This is a genomic window from Streptococcus mitis, from assembly GCF_003942775.1.
GTDB lineage: Bacteria > Bacillota > Bacilli > Lactobacillales > Streptococcaceae > Streptococcus > Streptococcus mitis_CN.
The window spans coordinates 73,440-96,900 of sequence record NZ_RJNX01000005.1; the positions used below are offsets into that span (position 1 = coordinate 73,440).

Genomic DNA, 23,461 nt, shown 5'->3' on the forward strand with positions numbered 1-23,461 from the left:
TGCTTGTCAGCTTCATTAGTTGGATGCTCACTCTCTCCTGAAACAAGCGCTGTATTGGCTCCGTTATTTTCAGGAACTGCAGTTTCTTCAGCCAAGGCTGGACCAGCAAATAAAACAGCCCCAATCATCAGCGAGCAGGCTCCTACTGATAACTTACGAATACTGTAACGACAACGTCTTTCAAAAAATGGATTCTTCATTTTCTCCTCCTAAAAGATTGATTTTGTTGCATAAAAGAAAGCGCTTAACTTTCTTTGTAAAATTTTTATCCCAATCACAGGGACCAAGATAATTCCTCCCTCATTTTAAAATATTTCTTTTAAATGTCAATATATAAAAGGAAATACCTATATCTAGGTTAGAAATTGGTAAAATTAATATAATTAAGGCCCATTCTAACGAATTTTCTTTCTAAAATCTTAGCTTAACACTTGTTAGATTTACTTTTATCCTTTAAAATAGAATAGGAGAAATTCCGTTATTATTTTTCGGAGGAAAAAGAAATGTCCATTAATTGGCAGGAAATTTTATTTCACTTTTTAGGTGGTCTGGGACTATTCTTATATAGTATCAAGACCATGGGAGACGGTTTGCAACAAGCTGCTGGAGATCGCCTTCGTTTTTACATTGACAAGTACACTAGCAATCCGTTCTTCGGTGTGCTAGTTGGTATCGGTATGACGGCGCTAATTCAGTCAAGTTCTGGGGTCACAGTCATTACAGTGGGGCTAGTCAGCGCAGGACTTTTGACCTTGCGTCAAGCTATCGGTATTGTCATGGGTGCCAATATTGGAACTACCGTTACATCCTTTATCATCGGTTTTAAGCTAGGAGATTACGCCTTACCAATGCTTTTCGTCGGAGCGATTTGTCTCTTCTTCACCAAGAATCGCTCTATCAATAACATCGGACGTATCATTTTTGGTGTAGGTGGTATCTTCTTCGCTCTCAATCTTATGAGCGGTGCAATGGAACCTCTAAAAGACCTGCAAGTCTTTAGAGACTATATGGTTGAACTAAGTAAGAGTCCTATTCTAGGTGTCTTTGTCGGAACTGGACTAACCCTACTCATTCAAGCTTCTTCCGCAACTATCGGTATCCTACAGAATCTTTACGCAAGTGGTTTGATTGATCTACAAGGTGCCCTACCAGTCTTGTTTGGTGATAATATCGGAACGACCATTACAGCTATTATTGCTTCTCTTGGAGCCAATATCGCTGCCAAACGTGTTGCTGGTGCCCATGTCGCCTTTAACGTGATTGGTACGGTTATCTGTATTGTCTTCCTTGTACCTTTCACTGGCTTGATTCAATGGTTTGAATCTACACTCAATCTGGCTCCAGAAATGACCATTGCCTTCGCCCACGGAACCTTTAATATCACAAATACTATTATCCAATTTCCATTCATCGGAGCCTTGGCCTACTTTGTAACCAAGCTCATCCCTGGTGAAGATGAGGTTGTCAAGTACGAGCCACTTTATCTTGATGAGCATTTGATTAAACAAGCACCATCAATCGCTCTCGGAAATGCCAAAAAAGAACTCCTTCACTTGGGAAATTATGCTTCTAAAGCCTTTGACCTTTCATACAACTACATCATTGACCTCAATGAAAAGGTTGCTGAAAAAGGACACAAGACAGAAGAAGCCATCAATACCATTGATGAAAAATTGACTCGTTACCTCATTACTCTTTCCAGTGAAGCTCTTAGCCAGAAAGAAAGTGAAGTGCTCACCAACATCCTGGATTCATCCCGTGATTTGGAACGGATTGGGGACCACGCAGAAGCCCTAATCAATCTGACTGACTACCTTCAACGTAAAAATGTTGAGTTTTCTGAAGCTGCTTTGCAGGAATTAGCTGATATCTATCAAAAAACCACTGACTTTATCAAGGATGCCCTTGATAGCGTGGAAAACAATGATATCGAAAAAGCTCAAAGTCTGATTGAACGCCATAAAGAAATCAACAATATGGAACGTGTTCTCAGAAAGACCCACATCAAGCGCCTCAACAAGGGCGAGTGTTCAACACAAGCTGGGGTCAACTTTATCGACATCATTTCCCACTATACTCGTGTATCTGACCACGCTATGAATCTAGCTGAAAAGGTCATCGCTGAACAAATCTAAAAACCAAGAAGCTATCCTAAATAGGATGGCTTTTTTCTTCTCCTAATCAAGAATTACTCTTCTACCATATAGAAAAATGCTTTGATTCACAATGGAATCAAAGCATTTTAAAGAGCTCCCCATACATAATCGCAGAAGCCGCAGTTCCTCTGTACTTAGCTTCTTCTCTTTTAATAAAGCGAGCTAAGTTGAGCAACTCAGGTGCCGGATGTTTGGGATTTAGGAGCAATTCACGATTGACTAGACCCGAGAGACGAACTGCCAGCAATTGCTCATTTGTAGTAGGCAGTTTTTTAGCAGTCTCTAGGAGAGCAGCAACTAAATCTTCACTCAAATCATGTCGAGCATGATTGTAAAGATTTTTTACAAGGCTTTCTAGGTTTGGTTCTACCATCCCTACCACCTCCCTTATGGTTTAATAATTTTTAATCAAGTCAACTGTTGAACGATCCAATTTTTTCACCAAAGCTTGCAAGAAAGCTTGCGCTTCTAAGAAGTCATCCATTGCATAGAGGGTTTGGTGAGAATGGATATAACGAGCGCAAACACCGATTGTTGTAGATGGGACACCACCATTTTTCAGATGAGCTGCGCCAGCGTCTGTTCCACCTTTACCACAGTAGTATTGGTACTTGATTCCAGCTTCTTCAGCAGTTGTCAAAAGGAAATCCTTCATTCCTGGGAGAAGCAAGTGACCTGGATCGTAGAAACGAATCAAGGTTCCATCTCCAATCTTTCCTTGGCCACCATAAACATCACCTGCTGGGGAACAATCAACTGCTAGGAAGACTTCTGGGTCAAACTTGGTTGTAGATGTATGAGCACCGCGGAGACCAACTTCTTCTTGGACGTTAGAGCCAAGATAGAGTTCATTGCCAAGTTTTTGACCTGACAGAGCTTCTGCTAACTCGCTCACCATGAGAACTCCATAGCGATTGTCCCAAGCTTTTGAAATGATATTTTTTTCATTAGCTGTCAAGATTGCAGAACTATCTGGTACGATGGTGTCGCCAGGACGGATGCCAAAGCTTTCTGCCTCAACCTTGTCCGCAAAACCACCATCAAAGACGATATCTGCAATGGCTGGCATGGTTGGTCCGCCCTTACCACGAGTCAAATGTGGCGGAACAGAACCTGAAATCACAGGAATTTCACGACCGTCACGAGTCAGGAGTTTGAAACGTTGGCTACTAACCACCATAGGATTCCAACCACCGATTTCTACGACACGGAAGGTACCGTCTGGCTTGATTTCGCTGACCATAAAACCAACTTCATCCATGTGAGAAGCAACCAAGACGCGCGGTGCATCTGCAGCTGCTGAATGTTTGATACCGAAAATACCACCCAAGCCATCTGTCACCACTTCATCCACATGCGGTGTCAACTTTTCACGAAGATAAGCACGGACAGGTGCTTCATGACCTGAGATCGCAGCAAGTTCTGTTACTTCTTTGATTTTTGAAAATAATGTTGTCATTTCAGTTCCTTCTTTCTTTCATCCATTTTACCACTTTTTATAGGAGAAGGATAGCGGGAAGGTGGATTTCTAAATTAGTATCGTATTCTTGCGGTACCTTAGAAAAAGATCGTATCCTCTTGCATGTGATATGAAATCTAAGAACTATCCCAAGATTAACCCAACCCTGAATTCCCAAACAAAAAACAATTCAATGCTATATTTGTTTAGTTTTTTCATGAAATTTACAGAAAATAGTTGACTTTACTTTCTTCTTTCTTTAAAATAGTACAAAACTAGGAAAAGGAAAAAATCATGACCAAAACAATTCTTGTTACAGGTGGAGCTGGCTACATTGGCTCCCATACCGTTAAAGCTCTTTTAAATGCTGGCTATCAGGTACATGTTCTAGATAATCTCTCTACAGGAAATCGAGCGGCTGTGGATAGTCGTGCTAGCTTTAAGGAACTAGATGTTTATGATTCTAGTGCCCTAAAAGCTTACTTAGAAGAAAATCAGATTGATGCTGTTCTTCATTGTGCAGGTGAAATTGTTGTGAGCGAAAGCATTGAAAACCCAAGCAAATACTTCACTGCCAATGTTGCTGGTATGAACCAAGTTCTCAAAGTCTTGTCTGAAGTTGGCATTCAAAAAATCATGTTCTCTTCGACTGCTTCCCTCTATGGTAATAACTGTATTGACAAGCCGGCGACTGAAGATACCCCGCTCGACCCTGTCAATCCTTATGCAGAGACAAAATTGATGGGCGAACGAATGATTTACTGGATGGCCAATCGCTACGATTGGAAATATGTCATTTTCCGTTACTTTAATGTAGCTGGGGCTGAAATGGATGCTTCAAACGGCCTGCGTGTGAAAAATCCAACTCACATCATTCCCAATATCAACAAGACCGCATTGGGACAAAATGATAGCCTAAAAATATTTGGAGATGACTACGATACACGTGATGGTTCATGTATTCGGGATTACATTCATGTCTTGGACCTTGCACAGGCTCATGTTAGAGGAATGAACTACCTATTTCAAGAAGACAGTTCTTCTCAAATCTTTAACTTGGGAACTGAAAAAGGCTATACCGTCAAAGAAATCTTTAAAACTGCTGAAGAATTACTGAATCAAAAAATACCACACGAAATTGTTGCTCGCCGTGCTGGTGACCCAGCCAGCGTCCTAGCAGACGCATCAAAAGCTAAAAAATATCTTGATTGGAAGGCTAGCTACTCCCTCGAAGATATTATTTTATCAGATTATCGTTGGCGTGTTAAAGAAGGCAAAAACATTTTAGAATAGGAGAACAGAGGAGAAGGTCCTGGTACTCTCTCCTTGTTTTATTCATTAAATTGTCAGAAAATTTATTGACAGATTAAAGAAATCGTGTTACAGTAATATCCGCAGGTATCTTTCGATACCAAATCTACATAAAAGGATGGGGTATGAAACTTTCTCATTATTTAATTGGCTTACTTCTACTCCTAGTCTTTCTCTCTATTAGCATTGGGACCAGTGATTTTTCTTGGGGAAAGCTTTTTGCTCTGGATCATGAAACTTGGCTCCTCTTTCAAGAGTCACGCCTTCCAAGAACGATTAGTATTCTCCTAACTGCCTCTAGTATGAGTATGGCAGGGCTCCTCATGCAAACCATCACCCAAAATCAGTTTGCTGCTCCGAGTACAGTTGGGACCACTGAAGCCGCTAAACTAGGAATGGTATTGAGCCTCTTTGTCTTTCCGTCGGCTAGTCTGACCCAAAAGATGCTCTTCGCTTTTGTTTCATCCATCGTATTTACTCTCTTCTTCCTAGCCTTTATGACCATTTTTACCGTAAAGGAAAGGTGGATGTTGCCTTTGATTGGGATCATCTATAGCGGGATTATCGGTTCTGTGACAGAAGTTATCGCCTACCGTTTCAATCTGGTTCAGAGTATGACAGCTTGGACCCAGGGCTCCTTCTCCATGATTCAGACTCATCAGTATGAATGGCTCTTTTTAGGCCTCATTATCCTGATAGCCGTTTGGAAATTATCCCAAACCTTTACCATCATGAATCTGGGCAAGGAAGCCAGTGAGAGTTTGGGGATTTCCTACTCCCTACTTGAAAAACTGGCTCTCTTTTTGGTAGCACTAACGACTAGCGTCACCATGATTACCGTGGGTGGCTTGCCTTTCCTCGGAGTTATTGTTCCCAATCTTGTTCGCAAGCACTATGGAGATAATCTAAGTCAAACCAAACTCATGGTCGCACTTGTCGGTACCAATCTGGTCCTAGCCTGCGACATCCTCTCTCGAATCTTGATTAGGCCCTATGAGCTGTCTGTCAGTCTCTTGCTAGGAATCATCGGTAGCCTCGTCTTTATCCTACTTCTCTGGAGAGGGGGACGAAAAGATGCAGTTTAAAAGTAAACATACCAAACTCTTCTGCCTTCTCATTATTCTGGCCATCGGAGCTTGTCTCCTCTATTTTTGGCCCATCGCTCACTTGTCAGCCTTTGCTTGGAAGTTGCGTTCCCAAAAGATCATCGTTTATCTCTTGGTAGCTATCGCGACTGGGATTTCGACCATTAGTTTTCAAACCTTGACGGAAAATCGTTTCCTGACGCCAAGTATTTTAGGAATCGAATCCTTCTACGTCCTACTACAAACCCTACTACTGGTTTTTGAAAGTAAGTTTCTTCAACTCGGGAAGTCTCCCATCTTAGAATTCCTAGTTTTGCTTCTGCTTCAATCCCTCTTCTTTCTTGCCTTACAAGGCTACTTGAAGACACTGATGAAACAAGACCTTGTCTTCATTTTGTTGATCTGTCTAGCCCTCGGAAGTCTCTTTCGAAATATCAGTACCTTCCTCCAAGTCCTGATGGATCCAAACGAATATGATAAACTGCAAAACAGTCTCTTTGCTTCCTTTCAACATCTTAACACTTCCATCCTAGTCATCGGCTCTTTGATTATCCTTGCTTTGACAATCTTTTTCTTTCGAAAAGCAGTCATTCTGGATGTCTTGCACCTGCAAAGAGAAACGGCTCAGATATTGGGGCTCAATGTTGAAAAAGAACAGAGAGAACTCCTCTGGGGTATCGTGCTTTTGACCTCAACGGCCACTGCCTTGGTAGGGCCTATGGCCTTCTTCGGCTTTATGCTGGCTAACCTCACCTACCTGATTGTCAAAGACTATCGGCACAAGCTACTCTTTATCGTAGCCATTCTGGTCGGATTTATCAGTTTGACCTTGGGGCAGGCCCTGATTGAACGAGTCTTTGCACTGGAAATTCGCATCAGTATGATCATCGAGAGTGTAGGTGGCTTCTTATTCTTTATCTTACTTTATAGGAGGGCGCGTCAGTGAAACTGGAAAACATTGACAAATCCATTCAAAAACAGGATATTTTGCAAGGCATTTCGCTTGAAGTCAGTCCTCAGAAACTGACAGCCTTTATCGGTCCAAATGGTGCTGGAAAATCGACTCTCCTCTCCATCATGAGCAGACTGACCAAGAAAGATCAGNGAATTCTCAGTATCAAAGGCCGTGAAATCGAAAGCTGGAATTCCCAAGAACTAGCCAAAGAACTGACTATCCTAAAGCAGAAGATCAATTACCAGGCCAAATTGACTGTTGAAGAACTGGTCAGTTTTGGACGTTTTCCCTACAGCCGTGGTCGACTGAGAGCAGAAGACTGGGAAAAAATCCGAGAAACTCTGGACTATCTGGAACTGACAAACTTAAAAGACCGCTATATCGATAGCCTATCTGGCGGACAGCTCCAACGTGTCTTTATCGCTATGGTACTAGCCCAAGATACAGACTTTATCTTGCTAGACGAACCGCTCAACAATCTCGACATCAAACAAAGCGTCAGCATGATGCAGATTCTCAAGCAACTGGTGGAGGAACTCGGCAAGACCATTATCATCGTCCTCCACGATATCAACATGGCCAGTCAATATGCGGATGAAATTGTTGCCTTCAAGGACGGCCAAGTCTTTCGCAAGGGAACGACTGCTCAAATCATGCAGGCTGACCTGCTTAGTCAACTCTATGAGATTCCCATCACGCTGGCTGATATCAATGGCAAAAAGATCTGTATCTATAGCTAGTAACATAGAAACTCTAGTTAGAGAACCCTCTGTCTCTTAGCTAACAAACCTAGCTAAGAGACTCCCTACATCGTTATCACATTTTAAAAAGGAGAAATCATGAAAACATCCCTTAAACTTTATCTCACTGCCCTAGCGGCCAGCTTCTTGCTCCTACTTGGTGCATGTAGTACAAACTCAAGCACTAGTAAGACGGAGTCAAGTAGCTCTGCTCCAACAGAGGTAACCATTAAAAGTTCACTAGGTGTAGTCACACTTTCAAAAGTCCCTGAAAAGATTGTGACCTTTGACCTCGGTACTGCGGATACTATTCGCGCTTTAGGTTTTGAAAAGAATATCGTCGGAATGCCTACAAAAACTGTTCCGACTTATCTTAAAGACCTAGCTGGAAAAGTTAAAAATGTTGGTTCTATGGTTGAGCCAGACCTAGAAGCCCTTGCTGCTCTTGAACCAGACCTAATTATCGCTTCACCACGTACCCAAAAATTCGTAGATAAGTTCAACGAAATCGCTCCGACTGTTCTCTTCCAAGCAGGCAAAGATGACTACTGGACTTCTACCAAGACTAATATCGAATCCTTAGCAAGCGCCTTTGGTGAAACTGGTACACAGAAAGCCAAAGAAGAATTAGCTAAGCTAGACAAGAGCATCCAAGAAGTCGCAACTAAAAATGAAGGTTCTGACAAAAAAGCCCTCGCTATTCTCCTCAACGAAGGAAAAATGGCTGCCTTTGGTGCCCAATCTCGTTTCTCTTTCTTGTACCAAACCTTGAAATTCAAGCCAACTGATGCAAAATTTGAAGATTCTCGCCACGGACAAGAAGTCAGCTTTGAAAGTGTCAAAGAAATCAATCCTGATATCCTCTTTGTCATCAACCGTACCCTTGCCATCGGTGGTGACAACTCAAGCAACGACGGCGTCCTCGAAAATGCCCTCATAGCTGAAACTCCTGCCGCTAAAAATGGTAAGATTATCCAACTAACACCAGATCTCTGGTATCTAAGTGGAGGAGGTCTAGAATCAACAAAACTCATGATTGAAGACGCACAAAAAGCCTTGAAATAAGCTACTTTAAACTCAATCACATCTTTACATTCTAAAACGCATCCTATCAAGTTTACTCAAACCTGATAGGATGCGTTTTTATCATTTTGAAACCTTTTGCCCAACCTCATTCCCCTTCTTGATTTCGTTTAAGGGAAAAGTAGTCTGGGACGGGGTCCTTACCTGTTTTCGACCAGGGATGGCAACGTAAAATCCGAGCCAAGCCCATCAAAACTCCCTTGAAGCCATGTTTTTCAATAGCCTGAATCATGTAGTTTGAACAAGTTGGCTCAAAGCGACAAGAGGGAGGAAAGGCTGGCGAGATAAACCGTTGGTAAAAGCGCACAGGCGCTATTAAAATTCGTTTCATTATTTCTTGGTTACAGCCATGGTGTGTAGTTGACTGATTTCTTTTTTATTAAGACGACGGGATTCACCTGGACGGAGGCCTGTCAAGTCTAGATGTCCAAAACGTGTCCGTGACAGCTTGTCCACTTGGAGACCGACAGCTTCAAACATCTTTTTAACCTGATGATTACGCCCTTCATGGATGGTCAACTGTACCACAGAGCGGTTTTTAACTGGGTCCACTTTGAGAATCTCATAGACAGCTGGCTTGGTTTTCTTGCCATCAATCTCAAGTCCACGGGTCAAGGGGCGGAGATTGTCCTTATTGGCCACACCTTTAACACGTGCGACATAGACCTTGTCAATCTCATTACGGGGGTGAATCATTTCATCCGTAAAATCCCCATCATTGGTCAAAATCAAGACACCTGATGTATCCCAGTCCAAACGACCTACAGGGTAGATGCGCTCTTTCACGTTGGGCAAGAGGTCGACAACCGTCTTTCGGCCCTTGTCATCTGTCACACTGGAAATAACACCGCGTGGTTTGTTAAGCAGATAATAGACCTTTTCTTCGTTGTAGATAGGTTGACCTTCAACTTCGACCTTGTCGCCTGACTTGATAGTGGTTGCTAGTTCACGTACCACTTGGCCGTTAACCGTCACCAAGCCTTGCTTGATCAACTCTTCTGCTTTTCTCCTACTGGCCACACCTGCGTGGGCAATATACTTATTGATTCTCATCTTCTTCTATCCTTTCACCAAATAATTGGCTTTCTTGGGCTTGAATCTCAAGCTCATCAATCACTGGTAATTCTTCTAAATGGTTTATCCCCATGTAATCTAGGAAATAGTCCGTTGTCACATAGAGGTTGGGGCGCCCCAACACTTCTTTTTTCCCGTCTTCTCGTATCAAGTCAAAGGCCTGCAACTTTGCCAAGGCCCCACTCGAGTTGACCCCACGGATGGCATCAATTTCTATCCGTGTGATGGGCTGTTTGTAGGCAATGATGGACAAGGTCTCAAGGGCAGCCCGAGATAAACTCTGGTTGATAGGTGCCTTAGAGTATTCCTTCAAAATCTCTGCAAATTGAAGCTTGGTCACCAATCTGTAAGCACCACCTGTCTCAATCAGAGCCAAACTGGAATCTGGGTCCTTTTCATACTTCTGGGCTAATTTTTCTAAACTCTGTTGGATGCCTGTCGGTGGCAGAGAGAGGAGTTCAGCTAACTGACGGACCCTAATCCCATCTTCACCCGCTACAAACAATAGCGCTTCTATTTTTGCTAAAGTACTCATCTTTCCTCTCTATCAAGTCTAGCTTTGGGCCACTTGACTTTCTTCCTTCTTTTCCATGAGATAAATATCTCCGAAACTTTCCTCTTGCACAAGAATCAGCTCCTGGGTTTTGATTAACTCTAGGGTTGCCAAAAAGAGGGTGATGACCTCTTGGACATTCTGGGCTTCCTTAAACAAATCCTGCAAGCGCAATTGATCTCGTCCAGTCAAGGACTCTTTCACGATAACCATCATGTCCTCAATCTTATACTCATCCCGCAAGATAGTCGTGTGATTCTGTGCAAACTCCTCTTTTTTCTTGGATAGGATATTTGAAAAAGCCAAAAAGAGGTCAATGGTCGTCTTGTCATGCACAAGCTCCGCATCTTCGTAAATCAACTCTGTCGGCGCTTTGGAATAATACTGGGCCCGATCTTGGTGCTTGGCTTCCAAGTGCTCCCCCAAGAGCTTGAACTTGCGGTATTCTTCGATTTGAGAGAGAAGATCCTGCTCTAGATCATCCTCCAAGTCTGTCACTTCTGCTACCTTTGGAAGGAGTTTGCGACTCTTGATCAGCATGAGCTGACTGGCCATGACCATGTACTCCCCCGTCACTTCCAGACGCATGGCCTGCAGGGTTGAAACATAGGCTAGATACTGTTCGATAACTTCCGTAATGGGCACATCGTAGATATCCATCTGGTACTTAGAAACCAGGTGCAAGAGCAAGTCCAGCGGCCCTTCAAAATCTTTTAATTTAATATCCATTATCTATATTTTTCTAAGGTCAGGACTGTTTTTAATCCTAATTTTTTTGCAATTTCGTACAAATCGACCTTCTTTTCTATTTGTCTTAGAATAAACTGTTCCCGCAAGGCTTGAGCGGATAAGGCTGGAAAACCTTTCTCCTTGACAAAAGACTCTAGCTGACGAAAGGCCCACTGACGAGAATAGGCTTTCCCTCCCCTTTCAAAGAGGTAGGTCTGGCCCATCAAGGGTTCCAATTCTGAAAGCAAGCTCGTGGGAATGCTGACAATCCTCTGTTGGGAAGCCTTCTTGATTCGCAACACCTGAAAATCCAGATTGATATCCTCAACCTTGAGAGCTAAAATCTCACTCGGCAAGAGCCCTATTTCCAAGATAAGAAGAGCCAGCAAGCGCCCCTCTGAATAGTCACTTTCCTGCCAAAAAGAGGCTAGGTCTAACAGTTCTGGCTTTTCGGTCTTCTTTTCAGCTTGTTTAGCTAATTCCAAGCGGTAAAAGCTATCCACTTCTCCTTTTTGATAGAGAAAGTAGAGAAATTGGTTACAGGCCGAAATCTTTCGCTTCTGGGCGCTGATTTTTAGATTGGCTAACTGGGCTTGGTAAATCTTGAGACTAGTCTCAGAAATCCGCTCGCCTACAATGTCTAAAAATTGCTCCAGATCATACTTATAGGACTGCTTGGAATTGGCAGACAAGCCCTGCTTTTCCTCTAAAAAGTCTGAAATCCTATCTCTCATTTGCATCGAATTTCATAGTCCTTACTAAAGTCATGCAAAAGAGCATTGACAGCCTTGAGGATAGACTTACGCGTGATAATCCCTTGGAAAATCCCTTCTGCGTCCACAACAGGTAAAAAAGACTCATCTACCAGCTTGTGCAAGACCTCCGTAATGGTAAAATCTGGCGAAACAACCGCTACATTCCTTTTCGTCATATGAACGATATCCGTATCTGCCATGATTTCTTGACTCAAGTCATGCTCCATCTGATAAGCCATAATATCTCTGAGCCCAATCGTCCCAACAAACTGTTTTTCATCTGTCACAACGGGAACACGGGTATAGGTCATCTGACTGAGCAAGAGGGTCGCATGATCCGCATTGTGAGTATCAATCAACACAGCTAGATTTTTAGCAGGAGTCAAAAAAGTTTCTTCTTGCCCCAACAAGAAAGTCTCAAACTCCTTGGCAATCATCGGCTAAACTCCTTGGACAAGCCCGGATACACCTCATGGTCTCGTGTCAAAAAGTCGACTTTGAAATAACTGTCATCAATTTCCACACGAGCATAGAGACATTCTCTGATGGTCCCACGTGGTTGACTGATAGAACCTGGATTTAGAAAGAGGGTCTTTCCTTCCATCCAAGCATTTGGCACATGCAAGTGACCATAGAGACAGATATCGGCCTCTTCTTCCTGAGCCCAGTAGTCCAACTTTTGAAAGTTGAAATTGATGTCAAACAAGTGACCATGGGTTTGGATAATCTTGGTCGAACCAAGCTCGGTCACCAAACGTTCTGGGTAGCCGGCGTAGAAGTCCATGTTCCCTTTAACAACACGGATGCCTTCCCAAAGGGGAGAATCAGGACGCAGTTCAGAATCGCCATTATGAAAAACGGCATCAACTTTGCCCACATAGCGATCACGGATTTCTTCCACAATCAAGCTATCGCCATGGGAATCGCTCATTACAATGATGGTTTGCTTTGCCATGATGGAAATACCTCCAAAAGTTTCTTAACGGCCAAGGCACGGTGAGATTGACTATTTTTTTCTTCAAGGGTTAATTCAGCTGATGACTTGCCTGTCTCTCCCACAAGGAAGAGGGGATCATAGCCAAATCCATTTTCACCCTTAGGTTCAAAGTTAATGTAGCCAGGCCAGTCTGCTTCAACAACCAAACTTTCCTTGTTGGGACTGGCCACGACTAGGGTTGTATGGAATTGAGCCGAGCGGTCCTTGAGTTCAAAGACCATGGCCAATTCGTGCAAGAGTTTGGCATTGTTTTCACGGTCAGTAGCTCCCACACCTGCGAAACGAGCTGACCAGACACCTGGCAAGCCACCAAGGACATCGACTTTGAGACCTGAGTCATCTGCCAAAACCATCTTGCCCGTTAATTGAGAAATGGTTTCTGCCTTGAGACGGGCATTTTCTTCGAAGGTCATGCCTGTTTCAGCTACTTCAGGCAAGTCAGGATAGTCATTAAGATTTTCCACATCGTAGCCTAGCTTGTCAAATATAGCTCGGAATTCCTTGGTCTTGCCTTCGTTACGAGTCGCAATCAATAAGGTTTCTCTAACCTTGTTTGTCTCAAAGAAGGCTTCTACATCAACACCTTCTTTAGGCAATTCTACATGCAGGAGTTGCCCATTTTCAACCAAGAGTAAAGCCCCCTGACGTTGGATGACTTCCACATTTCGTCCCATTTCTTGGTTGAGGATATCTACCACAAAAGACAATAAACGGTAGAGAGAACCATAACGTAAAACAGTAACAGAAACAGGAAAACCTCGATCCTCATCTCGAAATCTTTGGGCAAACTCCAATAGAGGAAAATCCAAGTCATCATCCGTCAACGTCCGGACGCCACCAAAAATACCATAGGACCCGACATACCAATCCTGGTCATCCTTGTATTCATAAATTTTATTTGTCATAATTCTACATGCTCCACATGAATTTCTTTTTCCAGCCATTCTTCAGCAATTTGTGCAAAACTTTGGCTGCTGGCTGTTGTGTAAAAACGGTGATGGAGTGGTCCAGCATCGCGACCACGATTGATTTCAAAATAATTTAGTAAGACTGAAATGTCTCGTACGCACTCTGCCCCACTATCGATAAGTTGAACCTTGGGCCCCATGACATTTTGAATAATGGGTCTGAGGAGTGGATAATGGGTACAGCCCAAAATCAGACTATCCACCTTTCCAACCAAGGGACGCAGGGTTTCATAGACTACTTTCTTGGTGACACTGGTTGACAGGGCACCCGACTCCACCAAGGGAGCAAACTTGGGACAGGCCAAACTCTCCACCTGTAAATCAGGATCCAGATCATTGATTTTCTGACGATAAATGTCAGATTGTACCGTCATGGGCGTTCCAATGACTCCGATTTTCCCACCTTGACTGGACTTGATGGCTGCCGAAGCTCCTGGCAAAATCACACCTAGGACAGGAATGTCTAGTTGAGCCTTGATTTCTTCCCAGACGACCGCAGTCGCAGTATTACAAGCAATGACAATCATCTTGACATCCTTGGTCAAAAGAAAGTTAACCAACTGCCAAGTATATTCACGAATTTGCTCAGCAGGACGGGGACCATAGGGCGCCCTCGCCGAATCTCCAATATAGACGATTTCTTCATGGGGAAGCTGGCGCATGAGCTCGCGCACAACGGTCAAGCCCCCGACACCCGAATCCAAAAAACCAATTGGTCGATTATCCATACAGTCTTCTTTCTAGTCTTTTTTCTGATTGATAGTTCATTATGATTACTTGTCTTTATGAACTGAAGAACAACTTCATCAACAACTATCTCTCTTAATCATAATCAAATATCAATAGAATGCAAGGAAAAAGTCTCATCTCTAAACCATAGCCAACATAGTGAGAAGTCTGGAATTTTCATCCCAGACTTTTCCTTATTTATTTTTTCTTTTTATTGTTAGCAAGGGCTGCCTTTTGTTGGCGGATGATTTGGTGGTAAACTTGTTGTACCTTAGCTTCGCTTGGTTTTTGACCATTTGCACTCAAAAGAGTACGAACTGCTTCAGCATTCAAACGTGGGTTGTCAGCGAATTCTTTTTCAATTTGCTTACGAACCAAGTACATTCCTCCAAGAGCTCCTCCTAGAAAAGCTAGCACAATCAATACAATTGCTAAAAGTAAATCCATCATTTTTCTCCTGTTTCTTTTTGAGTCTCTTTCATTATACCATAAACTAGCCACCCTGACCAGTTTGTTTTACGCTTTCAGGGATGGAATAAACAGCAAAAAGAACCCTGCTTTTCTGCGAAAGAGGGCTCCTTACTAAGTTTAATTTACATAAATAGCCAGCGTTTGATACGGTTTTAGTAGAATTTTTTCAGACACTTCTGCATCTTCATAGTTTGAAAGCAAAATTTGTCCATTTTGGTAGGCTACTGGTAAATCGATTTCCACTTCTGTGGCATAAAAATTATTGAGCACTAGTAACTTTTGAGCCTCATACTGGCGTTCAAAAGCATAGACTTGTTTGCTATCTTCAAAGGCTGGTTTGTAACTTCCTTCTGAGATGATAGGCATTTCTTTACGAAGTCGAATCAAGTCTTGGTAGAAGGTGAAAATCGGACCTTGGATTTCATTTTCTACATTGATGTGAGGGTAGGATTTTCCTGCCTTGAGGCAAGGAGTACCTGCTGTGAAGCCTGCATTTTCCGAAGAATCCCACTGCATGGGAATTCGTGAATTATCACGCGACTTAGCCTGAATAATCTGGAAGGCTTCTTCCTGACTCTTCCCTTCTTCTAAGAGCATCTGATAAGCATTGAGCGATTCGACATCCACATAATTATCCATAGAATCATAGTCTGGGTCAATCATCCCGATTTCCTCGCCCATATAAATATAAGGTGTTCCACGAGAATTTCTATTTGTAGATTTTGCAAAGCGTAAGAAATAAAAGACTGAGACACCAGATCTCAGCCTTTTTCTTTATCCCAAAACCAATTCATCACTAACTAGGCTTTGCCCACTATTTTTCTGGAAGAGATGCATGAGATCTTCAACCGTCAGATGCTTTTTCTCATCTCCCTTGACATCCACCACTATCTTGCCTTGATAGAGCATAATGAGACGATTACCATACTCAATCGCATGGTTCATATCGTGGGTAATCATCAAAGTCGTCAACTGATGGTGTTCCACAATCTTTTGCGTCAAATCCATCACCATTTGACTAGTTTTCGGGTCAAGTGCCGCAGTATGTTCATCCAAAAGCAAGAGTTTAGGTTTCACCAGAGCTGCCATGACTAGGGTCAAGGCCTGTCTTTGTCCTCCTGAAAGGTATTGAGTATCTACTTTCAAGCGGTTTTCAAGACCAATATTCAACTCTTTCAAGGCTTCTTGAAACTGGATTCTATCCTTCTCCTTCACGCCCCAGCCAAGCCCTCTCTTCTGCCCGCGTCTCAAGGCAATAGCCATATTCTCCTCAATCGTCAAACGAGAAGCTGTCCCCATCTTCGGATCTTGAAAAACACGGGCAATATCCTTGGCTCTCTTTCTGACACTCAGATTTTTAATGGATTTGCCTGCCAGTAGAAGGTCCCCTTCATCCACAGATAGATTGCCAGCCAAGATATTCATCAAAGTGGATTTCCCTGCTCCATTTCCACCAATCACAGAGATAAAATCTCCCTCTTCAACCTCTAAATCTAACCCTTTGAGGACATGGTTCTCATTGACCGTCCCTGCTTCAAATGTTTTGTGAATATTTTCAAGTGTTAACAAACTTGCCATAACTTTCTCCTCCTATTCATTTCTCAATTTCAGACCACGAATCTTTAATCTCTTTTGCAATTCTGGTGCAAATAAAACTAAAGCGAGCAAGATTGCATTAAAGAGACGAACTAGATTTTGATCTAGATTTGGAATTTCATAGATATTTAAAATAATCAAACGGTAAACAATAGCACCGATTCCGATGGATAATAAGCGGCTTCCAATGGTCAAATCGTGTATCAAGACTTCCGCAATAATGACTGCACTCAAACCAACAACAATGGTTCCTGTCCCAGAAGTCACATCTGAAAATCCATCATTTTGGGCAAACAAGGAACCACATAGGGCAATCAAGCCGTTTGAAATCATGTAAGCAACAATCTTCATCGTGTCTACATTGACCCCATTGGCCTCACTCATAGGAATATTGTCCCCAGTCGAACGCAAGACCAAGCCAATCTCTGTTTTCATCAAAAGAGTCAAGACCAAACAAACAAGTAAGAGACAGGCCAAACTGAATGAGAAAACAGCTTCTTCAGTTGTCAGTCCCAAGCTAGCCAACTGTTTAAAAACAGTTGAAGAATCTCCCAAGGAAAGATTAGGCACGCTTCCCATGATTTTAATATTGATTGAATAAAGCCCTGTCAAGGTCACAATACCTGTCAAGAGAGCTGGAATTTTCATCTTGGTGTGGAGCATTCCTGATACTAGACCTGCTACCATACCTGCAAACAAAGCAAGTAAAGTCGCAATCCAAGGATTTGTCCCTGCCTGTATCTGAGATACGACGACAGCAGCCCCCAGTGGAAAGGCTCCTTCAGCAGTCATATCCGCAATATCCAAAATACGGAAAGTCAAGTAGACCCCAATCGCCATAATCGACCACAACAAACCTTCTGATAAACTAGATAATACAAAATTCATCTCAAACCTCCTTATTCCTTGCCTTCTAACTTACTAATATCAATTCCCAATGCATCTGCCATTTCTTGATTGGTATGCAATTCCAGTTTTTCAGGCAACTCAACTGCTATATTTTCTGGCCTTTCACCTTTTAAAACACGAATCAGCATGCGAGCTGTCTGTCTTCCCAATTCTTCATAATTGGTTCCGTAGTTATACAAGCCACCAACAGCAATCATTTCTGTTGAACCACCGAATACTGGAACCTTGTGTTTAATAGAAACCTGCTTGACTGTTTCCATGGTTGATGAAATGATATTATCCGTTGGTACAAAAACCATATCCACCTCTGCCATCAAGCTTTCTGCTGCCGCCTTGACGTTGTTACTGTCCAAGATTGTTTTTTCAACAACAGTAAAGCCTTTTTCTTCCAGAAGGCGCTTAGCTTCATCCTTTTGGACAACTGAGTTTGGCTCGCTCTGAGTATAGAGAATTCCAATCGTTTTAGCCTTTGGTAACACTTTCTTTATCAAATTGATTTGGGTTGAAATGGCATCTGATGACTGGTCGCTTGTCCCAGTCACATTGCCCCCAGGGTGTTCTCTTGACTCAACCAACTTGGCACTGACAGGATCTGTTACCGCTGAAAAGATAACCGGTGTCGTTTGTGTTGTATTGGCCAAGCTCTGAGCAGAAGGCGTTGCGATAGCTAGAACGACATCACTAGATTCTGCTAGTTGCTGGGAAATCGTTTTTAGATTTCTTTGTTCTCCCTGTGCATTTTGCAAATCAATCTCAATATTTTCCCCCTCAACATAGCCTTGTTTAGCCAGTTCATCCACAAACCCTTCTCTAGTAGCGTCTAGAGACTGGTGGGTAATAAACTGAGAAATACCGATACGAAACACATCTTTTTTCTTATCTGCCTTCAACTGATGCAAACTGATCAGAGAGGTCAAGAGAATCCCCACTACCAAGAGGGGTGCTAGTAATTTTCGAACAACTTTCATAATGAAACTCCTTCTCAGAAAAGATAAAACAAAAAACCGCCTAGATAATATCTAAACGGATGCTTGAAATAATCTAACAAGTTACAACTTAGCTAGTCCATTTAGATATTCATCTATATGGACCACAATCAAAAATCTTAGCCACATAGATACAAACAAATTGCTTGAACTGTTTGCATCCATGGTGACATGTCTACAAACACTATCTAAAGTAGCTAAAGTAAAAGTTTTGATTCATAATTACAGCTTGTCTCTTATTCATTTCTTTTTCTGCTTTCTTTTTTGATGTTTCCTATCTTACCACCTTTTTCATCACCTGTCAAGAATATTTCAGAATTTTTTAAAATTTTTCGAAAATTCTTTCAAGGAGCTTTCAAAGACTTTCAAATCAGTCCAACAAAAAAAGGTTTATAATTTCCATAAAAGTTGACATGGAAATTATAAAACCATTATTAGTTTAACCCTTGTTGGTAACGCGCCAATTCGGCTTGGTTAGCCCAAACATAGTGACCTGGACGGATTTCTACCATAGATGGCTTATCTGTCTCATAATCATGTTGATCTGGATCATATACTTTCAAGACCTTCTTACGTTCCAAGATTGGGTCTGGAATTGGTACAGCTGAAAGCAAGGCCTGAGTATATGGGTGAATTGGATTATTAAACAATTCTTCTGTTTCTGCAACCTCTACAATAACACCCTTATAAATAACTGCGATACGATCTGAAATAAAGCGAACAACCGACAAGTCATGGGCGATGAAGAGATAGGTCAAACCAAGTTCTTTTTGGAATTTTTTGAGCAAGTTCAAGACTTGAGCACGCACAGAAACGTCCAAGGCTGAAATGGGCTCATCCGCAATAACAAAGTCTGGTTGCATGACCAAGGCACGGGCAATACCGATACGTTGACGTTGACCACCTGAGAATTCATGAGGGTAACGAGTCAAGTGCTCAGCAAGAAGCCCCACTTCACGAATAATATTTTTAACTTTCTCTTTACGTTCTTCTTCATCCTTGAACAGATGATGATTGTAAAGACCTTCTGAAATAATATAATCAACAGTCGCACGTTCATTCAAACTTGCGGCAGGGTCTTGAAAAATCATCTGGATACGACGAATCAATTCTGCAGCTTGTTCACGCGATTTCTTACCATTAATCTTTTGACCTTCAAAAATGATATCTCCATTACTTGTATCATTGAGACCGATGATAGCACGACCAATAGTTGTTTTCCCACTACCTGACTCACCTACAAGCGAGAAAGTTTCTCCCTTGTTGATAAAGAAGTTAGCATTTTTAACCGCGACAAACTTCTTACTTCCTTCACCGAAGGAAATTTCTAAATCTTTGATTTCTACTAATTTTTCAGACATTTCCTTCCTCCTAGTCAGCCAGATGGGCAAATCCCATTTTATCACGGATCTTATCGTGAAGATTTGCAATCACAGCTGGTTTTTCTACTTTTGGAGCATCCTCATGAAGTAGCCAAGTTTTAGCCCAATGTGTCTCTGATACTGAGAATTGAGGAGCTTTTTGTTCAAAGTCAATCTGCATTGCATAGTCAGAACGCAAGGCAAAGGCATCCCCTTTCAGGTCAGTATAAAGTGACGGAGGTGTTCCTGGGATTGAGTAAAGTTCCCCTTTATCATCAGCAAGCTGAGGCAAGCTAGACAAGAGACTCCATGTATATGGATGGCGAGGGTCATAGAAGACTTCCTCAACAGTTCCATACTCAACGATTTCTCCCGCATACATAACTGCTACCTTATCCGCAATACTTGCTACCACACCAAGGTCATGGGTGATAAAGATTGTTGTGAAATGGTACTCGTTTTGTAAAGATTTTAGCAAATCAATAATCTGTGCTTGGATGGTTACATCCAAGGCAGTTGTTGGCTCATCACAGATCAAGACATCAGGTCGGCAGGCAAGGGCAATAGCAATAACGATACGTTGACGCATCCCTCCAGAATATTGGAATGGGTATTCATCAAAACGTCTATCTGCATCTGGAATCCCAACCTTATTCATGTAGTCAATCGCCAATTCTTTCGCTTCTTTAGCTGTTTTGCCTTGGTGTTTTACAATAACTTCTGTAATCTGACTACCAATTGTTTTAATTGGGTCCAAACTAGTCATTGGATCTTGGAAGATAGTCGCAATCTTAGCACCACGAATTTGTTCCCAATCCTTGTGAGAAGACAAGGCTGTCAAGTCCTGACCACGGTAGTCAATACTTCCTTGGGCAATGCGACCATTTTCTTCAAGCATACCTGTGAAAGTCTTTGTCAAAACAGATTTCCCTGATCCTGACTCACCTACCAAGGCTAATACTTCTCCTTCAACTAGTTCAAGGGAAACGCCGCGAATGGCTGTCAATACTTTGTCACGAACGTCAAATTCCACGACAATATCGCGAGCAGTCAAAATTACATTTTTTTCTTTTGTCATTTCTACTCCTATCTATGTGTACGTGGATCACTAGCATCCGCTAAGTTTTGACCAACTACGAAAAGGGATAAGGATACCAAGACAAGAGTTGTCAATGGAATCCAGAACAAGTAAGCATTGGTTGTTACGTTTTGTGAATAATCCGAAATCAAACGACCCAAACTTGGCACGGTAATCGGTAATCCAAGACCGAAGAATGACAAGAAGGCTTCGTATGAGATAAAGCTTGGAAGCATTTGAGTCATGGTTGTCACAATAACAGATACCAATTGAGGCATGATATTTTTGGCAACAATCTTCAAGGTTGGTGTTCCCAAAGTACGTGATGCCAAGTTGTATTCCAAGTCACGATAGCGCAAGATTTGCACACGGATCATGAAGGCAATCCCAATCCATGTTGTTACACTCATTGCAAAAATCAGATTCCAGAATCCAGCTCCGATTGAGTAAGTCAAGACAATGACAATCAAAAGAGATGGGATGTTTGAGATGACGTTATAAACTTCCATCATCACACGGTCTACTGATTTCGAAATTCCCCAAATACCACCGACAAAGACACCGATAACCAAGTTAATCACTGTCGCAATCACAGAAATGAGGATAGAGTTACGAGCTCCGAACCAAACACCGTCAAAGAGCGATTTACCGTTACTGTCAGTACCGAACCAATGCTCAGCATTTGGCTTAATATAACGAGCACTAAAATCGTTCACTTTGCTGACATCATTGAAATCAAACTTAGAAAACATTGGGTAGATGAAACTCATCAAAATGATAGCTACCAAGATTCCCAACATGACTACAGTTGATTTCTTCTTCATAAATTGTCTAAACACTGAACCCCAGTATGAATAAGCTGGCGCATCAATGGCTTCAGAGGCAAAATCGTCACGTTTTACAAACTGAAATTTTTCTTTATCGATTGTAGACATTATTTGCCTCCTTTCTCAGTCAATTTAATACGTGGGTCAATAATAGTCATCCAAATATCTCCCAAAAGAAGTGAGAAGATAGAAATACATGTAAAGATGAAGACAAGACCAACGACCATAGAGTTATTAGATGCTTTTACAGAGTCAATCAACATTTTACCCATACCTGGGAAGGCGAAGACTGTTTCAGTAAGGGTTGCACCACCGATAACCCCGATAACAGCACCAGGAATTCCTGAAACTAGCGGAACCATGGCATTTTTAAAGATGTGTTTGTTTGAAATTTCTTTTTCAGACAAACCTTTTGCACGAGCAAAACGAACAAAGTCCTGTGATTGCAAGTCAATCATGTAACGACGAATCCAAATAGCTGTACCAGGAGCACCCAATAAACCAAGGATAACTGCTGGTAAAACATACGAACGCCAATCTCCAGCACCCAAAATAGGGAATGAATCTGGAAGACCAATTGATGATCCAATCAAACGAACAATGTAAACCAAAGCAATGGTTGGAAGGGCCATCAAGAAGGTCAAAAACCCTGTTGAGAAGCTATCAATCCAAGTATTCTTGAAGCGAGCCATAGCTGAACCAAGTGGCACGGCAATCGCATAAGAAATCACCAAACCGATCAATCCAACAACAGCAGAGCTGGCAATCATTGAAGGATATTGGTAGTTACTTTCTGTAGCTGTATAAGGATCATCTTTTCCGTAGTTTGCTACTTCACGAGAATCAGCCTGACTAGGTGATTTATAGGTTCTTGAGTAAATATTTACAGAAGAAGTTTTCTTACCTGTTGGGAACTGAACTTGAGATGTTTTTGTTTGTCCTTGTCCTTGAGTAATAACCTGTAAAACAGGGCTATTAGCATAGGTTGGATAAGAGTCACCTAAATTGATGTTCACAAAGTTTTGATGCACAAATGGGAACTGACTGTTGAAGTACAAGAGATATTTGTGTTTAGTACCTGAACCGACCAATGACCATCCGATAGCTGGATCGTTTTCAAAACGAAGATAACGTTTCAAGTCTGGATTTTCAGGGTCTTGAATTTTATTTGTATGGTCAATATCAATCAAGTTAGCATAGAAGTGAAAAACACGTTCAAAAATTGGGATTTCACGAGTAGCGTAGAATTGGCCACTTTCAGTAAATTCTCCCAAGGTCCAACCATGACCGATTTGTTTGATGTATTTTTCATAGATAGCCTTGTTGGTGTCATTAGCTTCAACTGTTACAGAGGCATCCATCTGGCTGGCTTTTTCTTGCAATTCCTTGGTATCGTAGTACTCGATATAGCCCATACGCTCATAAACAGTGTTCTCATAGTTATCACGCTTATCAGCAGTTGTCGCAATCTTGTTATAGTTGGTATCCTGTTTGAAAATCAATTTTCGAGGAACCATTGTATAGATAATCGTGTAAGTCAAGGTTGTTACTAAGAAGATAGAAACCAATGACCGCAAGACACGCATAAAAATATATTTCTTCATATCGTTTCCTTTTTAAATCCCAAAAGAACCTTCTC

General features: G+C 42.0%; 25 protein-coding genes and 2 pseudogenes. 6 read left to right on the top strand and 21 right to left on the bottom strand.

Features of this window, described 5'->3' with window-relative positions:
- Window positions 1–137: 137 nt before the first annotated feature.
- Window positions 138–200, bottom strand: a pseudogene (locus tag D8848_RS11100) (YSIRK-type signal peptide-containing protein); the annotation flags it as partial.
- Window positions 201–503: 303 nt separating this feature from the next.
- On the opposite strand from D8848_RS11100, the gene D8848_RS07605 reads away from it, so the two are divergent.
- Window positions 504–2,135 (top strand): Na/Pi cotransporter family protein, encoded by a 1,632-nt coding sequence (locus tag D8848_RS07605; protein ID WP_125443394.1) that lies wholly within the window; start codon window positions 504–506, stop codon window positions 2,133–2,135.
- 97 nt (window positions 2,136–2,232) lie between these two features.
- Here the strand turns inward: D8848_RS07605 and D8848_RS07610 are convergent, their stop codons facing one another.
- Both D8848_RS07610 and pepA read right to left on the bottom strand, forming a co-directional pair.
- Window positions 2,233–2,529, bottom strand: coding sequence for a bacteriocin immunity family protein (locus D8848_RS07610; RefSeq protein WP_125443395.1), 297 nt, complete (start codon window positions 2,527–2,529; stop codon window positions 2,233–2,235).
- Between the two features lie 21 nt (window positions 2,530–2,550).
- Window positions 2,551–3,615 carry a glutamyl aminopeptidase gene (pepA, locus tag D8848_RS07615; RefSeq protein WP_125443396.1) on the bottom strand — a complete coding sequence of 355 codons (1,065 nt, stop codon included), beginning with the start codon at window positions 3,613–3,615 and terminating at the stop codon, window positions 2,551–2,553.
- Window positions 3,616–3,909: 294 nt separating this feature from the next.
- Here pepA and galE point away from each other — a divergent pair, with 294 nt between their 5' ends.
- The 5 genes from galE to D8848_RS07640 all read left to right on the top strand — a co-directional run bounded on the left by galE (window position 3,910) and on the right by D8848_RS07640 (window position 8,771).
- Window positions 3,910–4,908 (top strand): UDP-glucose 4-epimerase GalE, encoded by a 999-nt coding sequence (galE, locus tag D8848_RS07620; protein ID WP_125443397.1) that lies wholly within the window; start codon window positions 3,910–3,912, stop codon window positions 4,906–4,908.
- A 143-nt stretch (window positions 4,909–5,051) separates the two neighbouring features.
- Entirely contained in the window at window positions 5,052–6,011 is a 960-nt protein-coding gene (locus D8848_RS07625; protein ID WP_185756872.1) for an ABC transporter permease, read from the top strand.
- Window positions 6,001–6,957: an iron chelate uptake ABC transporter family permease subunit gene (locus D8848_RS07630; protein WP_125393126.1), complete on the top strand. Its 957-nt coding sequence runs from the start codon at window positions 6,001–6,003 to the stop codon at window positions 6,955–6,957. The genes D8848_RS07625 and D8848_RS07630 overlap by 11 nt, the downstream gene beginning before the upstream one ends.
- On the top strand, window positions 6,954–7,706 hold the full coding sequence (locus tag D8848_RS07635) for an iron ABC transporter ATP-binding protein (RefSeq protein WP_125450663.1): 753 nt from the start codon (window positions 6,954–6,956) through the stop codon (window positions 7,704–7,706). Before D8848_RS07630 ends, D8848_RS07635 begins: the two co-directional genes overlap by 4 nt.
- 99 nt (window positions 7,707–7,805) lie before the next feature.
- Entirely contained in the window at window positions 7,806–8,771 is a 966-nt protein-coding gene (locus tag D8848_RS07640; protein ID WP_125443399.1) for a siderophore ABC transporter substrate-binding protein, read from the top strand.
- Between the two features lie 106 nt (window positions 8,772–8,877).
- On the opposite strand, the gene yidD is transcribed toward D8848_RS07640, so the two are convergent.
- From yidD to D8848_RS07730, 18 genes and pseudogenes are all read right to left on the bottom strand, one after another.
- Complete coding sequence (gene yidD, locus D8848_RS07645) at window positions 8,878–9,120, bottom strand: membrane protein insertion efficiency factor YidD (protein ID WP_125443400.1); 243 nt, start codon at window positions 9,118–9,120, stop codon at window positions 8,878–8,880.
- A complete protein-coding gene (locus tag D8848_RS07650; RefSeq protein ID WP_001222228.1) occupies window positions 9,120–9,842 on the bottom strand; it encodes a pseudouridine synthase in 723 nt (240 codons plus the stop codon). The genes yidD and D8848_RS07650 overlap by 1 nt, the downstream gene beginning before the upstream one ends.
- Window positions 9,829–10,398 (bottom strand): SMC-Scp complex subunit ScpB, encoded by a 570-nt coding sequence (scpB, locus tag D8848_RS07655; RefSeq protein ID WP_125443401.1) that lies wholly within the window; start codon window positions 10,396–10,398, stop codon window positions 9,829–9,831. Before scpB ends, D8848_RS07650 begins: the two co-directional genes overlap by 14 nt.
- Window positions 10,399–10,416: 18 nt before the next feature.
- Entirely contained in the window at window positions 10,417–11,145 is a 729-nt protein-coding gene (locus D8848_RS07660; RefSeq protein WP_084887514.1) for a segregation/condensation protein A, read from the bottom strand.
- Complete coding sequence (xerD, locus tag D8848_RS07665; protein ID WP_312023120.1) at window positions 11,145–11,879, bottom strand: site-specific tyrosine recombinase XerD; 735 nt, start codon at window positions 11,877–11,879, stop codon at window positions 11,145–11,147. The genes D8848_RS07660 and xerD overlap by 1 nt, the downstream gene beginning before the upstream one ends.
- Window positions 11,876–12,337 (bottom strand): cyclic-di-AMP-binding protein CbpB, encoded by a 462-nt coding sequence (cbpB, locus tag D8848_RS07670; protein ID WP_049543743.1) that lies wholly within the window; start codon window positions 12,335–12,337, stop codon window positions 11,876–11,878. Before cbpB ends, xerD begins: the two co-directional genes overlap by 4 nt.
- A complete protein-coding gene (locus tag D8848_RS07675; RefSeq protein WP_020902175.1) occupies window positions 12,334–12,855 on the bottom strand; it encodes a metallophosphoesterase in 522 nt (173 codons plus the stop codon). Before D8848_RS07675 ends, cbpB begins: the two co-directional genes overlap by 4 nt.
- The gene (locus D8848_RS07680; protein WP_376738625.1) at window positions 12,831–13,841 is read right to left on the bottom strand and encodes a nucleoside-triphosphate diphosphatase; all 1,011 of its coding nucleotides are present in this window, start codon (window positions 13,839–13,841) and stop codon (window positions 12,831–12,833) included. The genes D8848_RS07675 and D8848_RS07680 overlap by 25 nt, the downstream gene beginning before the upstream one ends.
- Window positions 13,799–14,593, bottom strand: coding sequence for a glutamate racemase (gene racE / locus D8848_RS07685; RefSeq protein ID WP_125443402.1), 795 nt, complete (start codon window positions 14,591–14,593; stop codon window positions 13,799–13,801). The genes D8848_RS07680 and racE overlap by 43 nt, the downstream gene beginning before the upstream one ends.
- Before the next feature lie 199 nt (window positions 14,594–14,792).
- Window positions 14,793–15,041, bottom strand: a complete 249-nt coding sequence (locus D8848_RS07690; RefSeq protein ID WP_000364990.1) for a YneF family protein — start codon at window positions 15,039–15,041, stop codon at window positions 14,793–14,795.
- 141 nt (window positions 15,042–15,182) lie between these two features.
- A pseudogene (locus D8848_RS07695) lies at window positions 15,183–15,770 on the bottom strand (alpha-amylase family glycosyl hydrolase); the annotation flags it as partial.
- A gap of 69 nt (window positions 15,771–15,839) precedes the next feature.
- Window positions 15,840–16,643, bottom strand: a complete 804-nt coding sequence (locus D8848_RS07700; RefSeq protein ID WP_125443404.1) for an ABC transporter ATP-binding protein — start codon at window positions 16,641–16,643, stop codon at window positions 15,840–15,842.
- A gap of 12 nt (window positions 16,644–16,655) precedes the next feature.
- Complete coding sequence (locus D8848_RS07705) at window positions 16,656–17,549, bottom strand: ABC transporter permease (RefSeq protein WP_125443405.1); 894 nt, start codon at window positions 17,547–17,549, stop codon at window positions 16,656–16,658.
- A gap of 11 nt (window positions 17,550–17,560) precedes the next feature.
- On the bottom strand, window positions 17,561–18,538 hold the full coding sequence (locus tag D8848_RS07710; protein ID WP_125443406.1) for an ABC transporter substrate-binding protein: 978 nt from the start codon (window positions 18,536–18,538) through the stop codon (window positions 17,561–17,563).
- A 452-nt stretch (window positions 18,539–18,990) separates the two neighbouring features.
- The gene (locus D8848_RS07715) at window positions 18,991–19,917 is read right to left on the bottom strand and encodes an ATP-binding cassette domain-containing protein (protein WP_049523558.1); all 927 of its coding nucleotides are present in this window, start codon (window positions 19,915–19,917) and stop codon (window positions 18,991–18,993) included.
- Between the two features lie 10 nt (window positions 19,918–19,927).
- Window positions 19,928–20,995, bottom strand: a complete 1,068-nt coding sequence (locus D8848_RS07720) for an ABC transporter ATP-binding protein (protein ID WP_042900320.1) — start codon at window positions 20,993–20,995, stop codon at window positions 19,928–19,930.
- A gap of 8 nt (window positions 20,996–21,003) precedes the next feature.
- Window positions 21,004–21,930 (bottom strand): oligopeptide ABC transporter permease OppC, encoded by a 927-nt coding sequence (oppC, locus tag D8848_RS07725; protein WP_000103691.1) that lies wholly within the window; start codon window positions 21,928–21,930, stop codon window positions 21,004–21,006.
- A complete protein-coding gene (locus D8848_RS07730; RefSeq protein ID WP_000759915.1) occupies window positions 21,930–23,426 on the bottom strand; it encodes an ABC transporter permease in 1,497 nt (498 codons plus the stop codon). The genes oppC and D8848_RS07730 overlap by 1 nt, the downstream gene beginning before the upstream one ends.
- Window positions 23,427–23,461 lie beyond the last annotated feature (35 nt).

Coding starts and splice junctions, on each gene's coding strand:
- D8848_RS07715 (WP_049523558.1), bottom strand. CDS start 19,917: ATGTCTGAAAAATTAGTAGAAATCAAAGATTTAGAAATTTCCTTCGGT.
- xerD (WP_312023120.1), bottom strand. CDS start 11,879: ATGAGAGATAGGATTTCAGACTTTTTAGAGGAAAAGCAGGGCTTGTCT.
- D8848_RS07730 (WP_000759915.1), bottom strand. CDS start 23,426: ATGAAGAAATATATTTTTATGCGTGTCTTGCGGTCATTGGTTTCTATC.
- D8848_RS07610 (WP_125443395.1), bottom strand. CDS start 2,529: ATGGTAGAACCAAACCTAGAAAGCCTTGTAAAAAATCTTTACAATCAT.
- oppC (WP_000103691.1), bottom strand. CDS start 21,930: ATGTCTACAATCGATAAAGAAAAATTTCAGTTTGTAAAACGTGACGAT.
- scpB (WP_125443401.1), bottom strand. CDS start 10,398: ATGAGTACTTTAGCAAAAATAGAAGCGCTATTGTTTGTAGCGGGTGAA.
- D8848_RS07675 (WP_020902175.1), bottom strand. CDS start 12,855: ATGGCAAAGCAAACCATCATTGTAATGAGCGATTCCCATGGCGATAGC.
- pepA (WP_125443396.1), bottom strand. CDS start 3,615: ATGACAACATTATTTTCAAAAATCAAAGAAGTAACAGAACTTGCTGCG.
- yidD (WP_125443400.1), bottom strand. CDS start 9,120: ATGAAACGAATTTTAATAGCGCCTGTGCGCTTTTACCAACGGTTTATC.
- D8848_RS07710 (WP_125443406.1), bottom strand. CDS start 18,538: ATGAAAGTTGTTCGAAAATTACTAGCACCCCTCTTGGTAGTGGGGATT.
- D8848_RS07680 (WP_376738625.1), bottom strand. CDS start 13,841: ATGGCTGGAAAAAGAAATTCATGTGGAGCATGTAGAATTATGACAAAT.
- galE (WP_125443397.1), top strand. CDS start 3,910: ATGACCAAAACAATTCTTGTTACAGGTGGAGCTGGCTACATTGGCTCC.
- D8848_RS07650 (WP_001222228.1), bottom strand. CDS start 9,842: ATGAGAATCAATAAGTATATTGCCCACGCAGGTGTGGCCAGTAGGAGA.
- cbpB (WP_049543743.1), bottom strand. CDS start 12,337: ATGATTGCCAAGGAGTTTGAGACTTTCTTGTTGGGGCAAGAAGAAACT.
- D8848_RS07720 (WP_042900320.1), bottom strand. CDS start 20,995: ATGACAAAAGAAAAAAATGTAATTTTGACTGCTCGCGATATTGTCGTG.
- D8848_RS07640 (WP_125443399.1), top strand. CDS start 7,806: ATGAAAACATCCCTTAAACTTTATCTCACTGCCCTAGCGGCCAGCTTC.
- D8848_RS07630 (WP_125393126.1), top strand. CDS start 6,001: ATGCAGTTTAAAAGTAAACATACCAAACTCTTCTGCCTTCTCATTATT.
- D8848_RS07625 (WP_185756872.1), top strand. CDS start 5,052: ATGAAACTTTCTCATTATTTAATTGGCTTACTTCTACTCCTAGTCTTT.
- D8848_RS07605 (WP_125443394.1), top strand. CDS start 504: ATGTCCATTAATTGGCAGGAAATTTTATTTCACTTTTTAGGTGGTCTG.
- D8848_RS07660 (WP_084887514.1), bottom strand. CDS start 11,145: ATGGATATTAAATTAAAAGATTTTGAAGGGCCGCTGGACTTGCTCTTG.
- D8848_RS07690 (WP_000364990.1), bottom strand. CDS start 15,041: ATGGATTTACTTTTAGCAATTGTATTGATTGTGCTAGCTTTTCTAGGA.
- D8848_RS07700 (WP_125443404.1), bottom strand. CDS start 16,643: ATGGCAAGTTTGTTAACACTTGAAAATATTCACAAAACATTTGAAGCA.
- D8848_RS07705 (WP_125443405.1), bottom strand. CDS start 17,549: ATGAATTTTGTATTATCTAGTTTATCAGAAGGTTTGTTGTGGTCGATT.
- racE (WP_125443402.1), bottom strand. CDS start 14,593: ATGGATAATCGACCAATTGGTTTTTTGGATTCGGGTGTCGGGGGCTTG.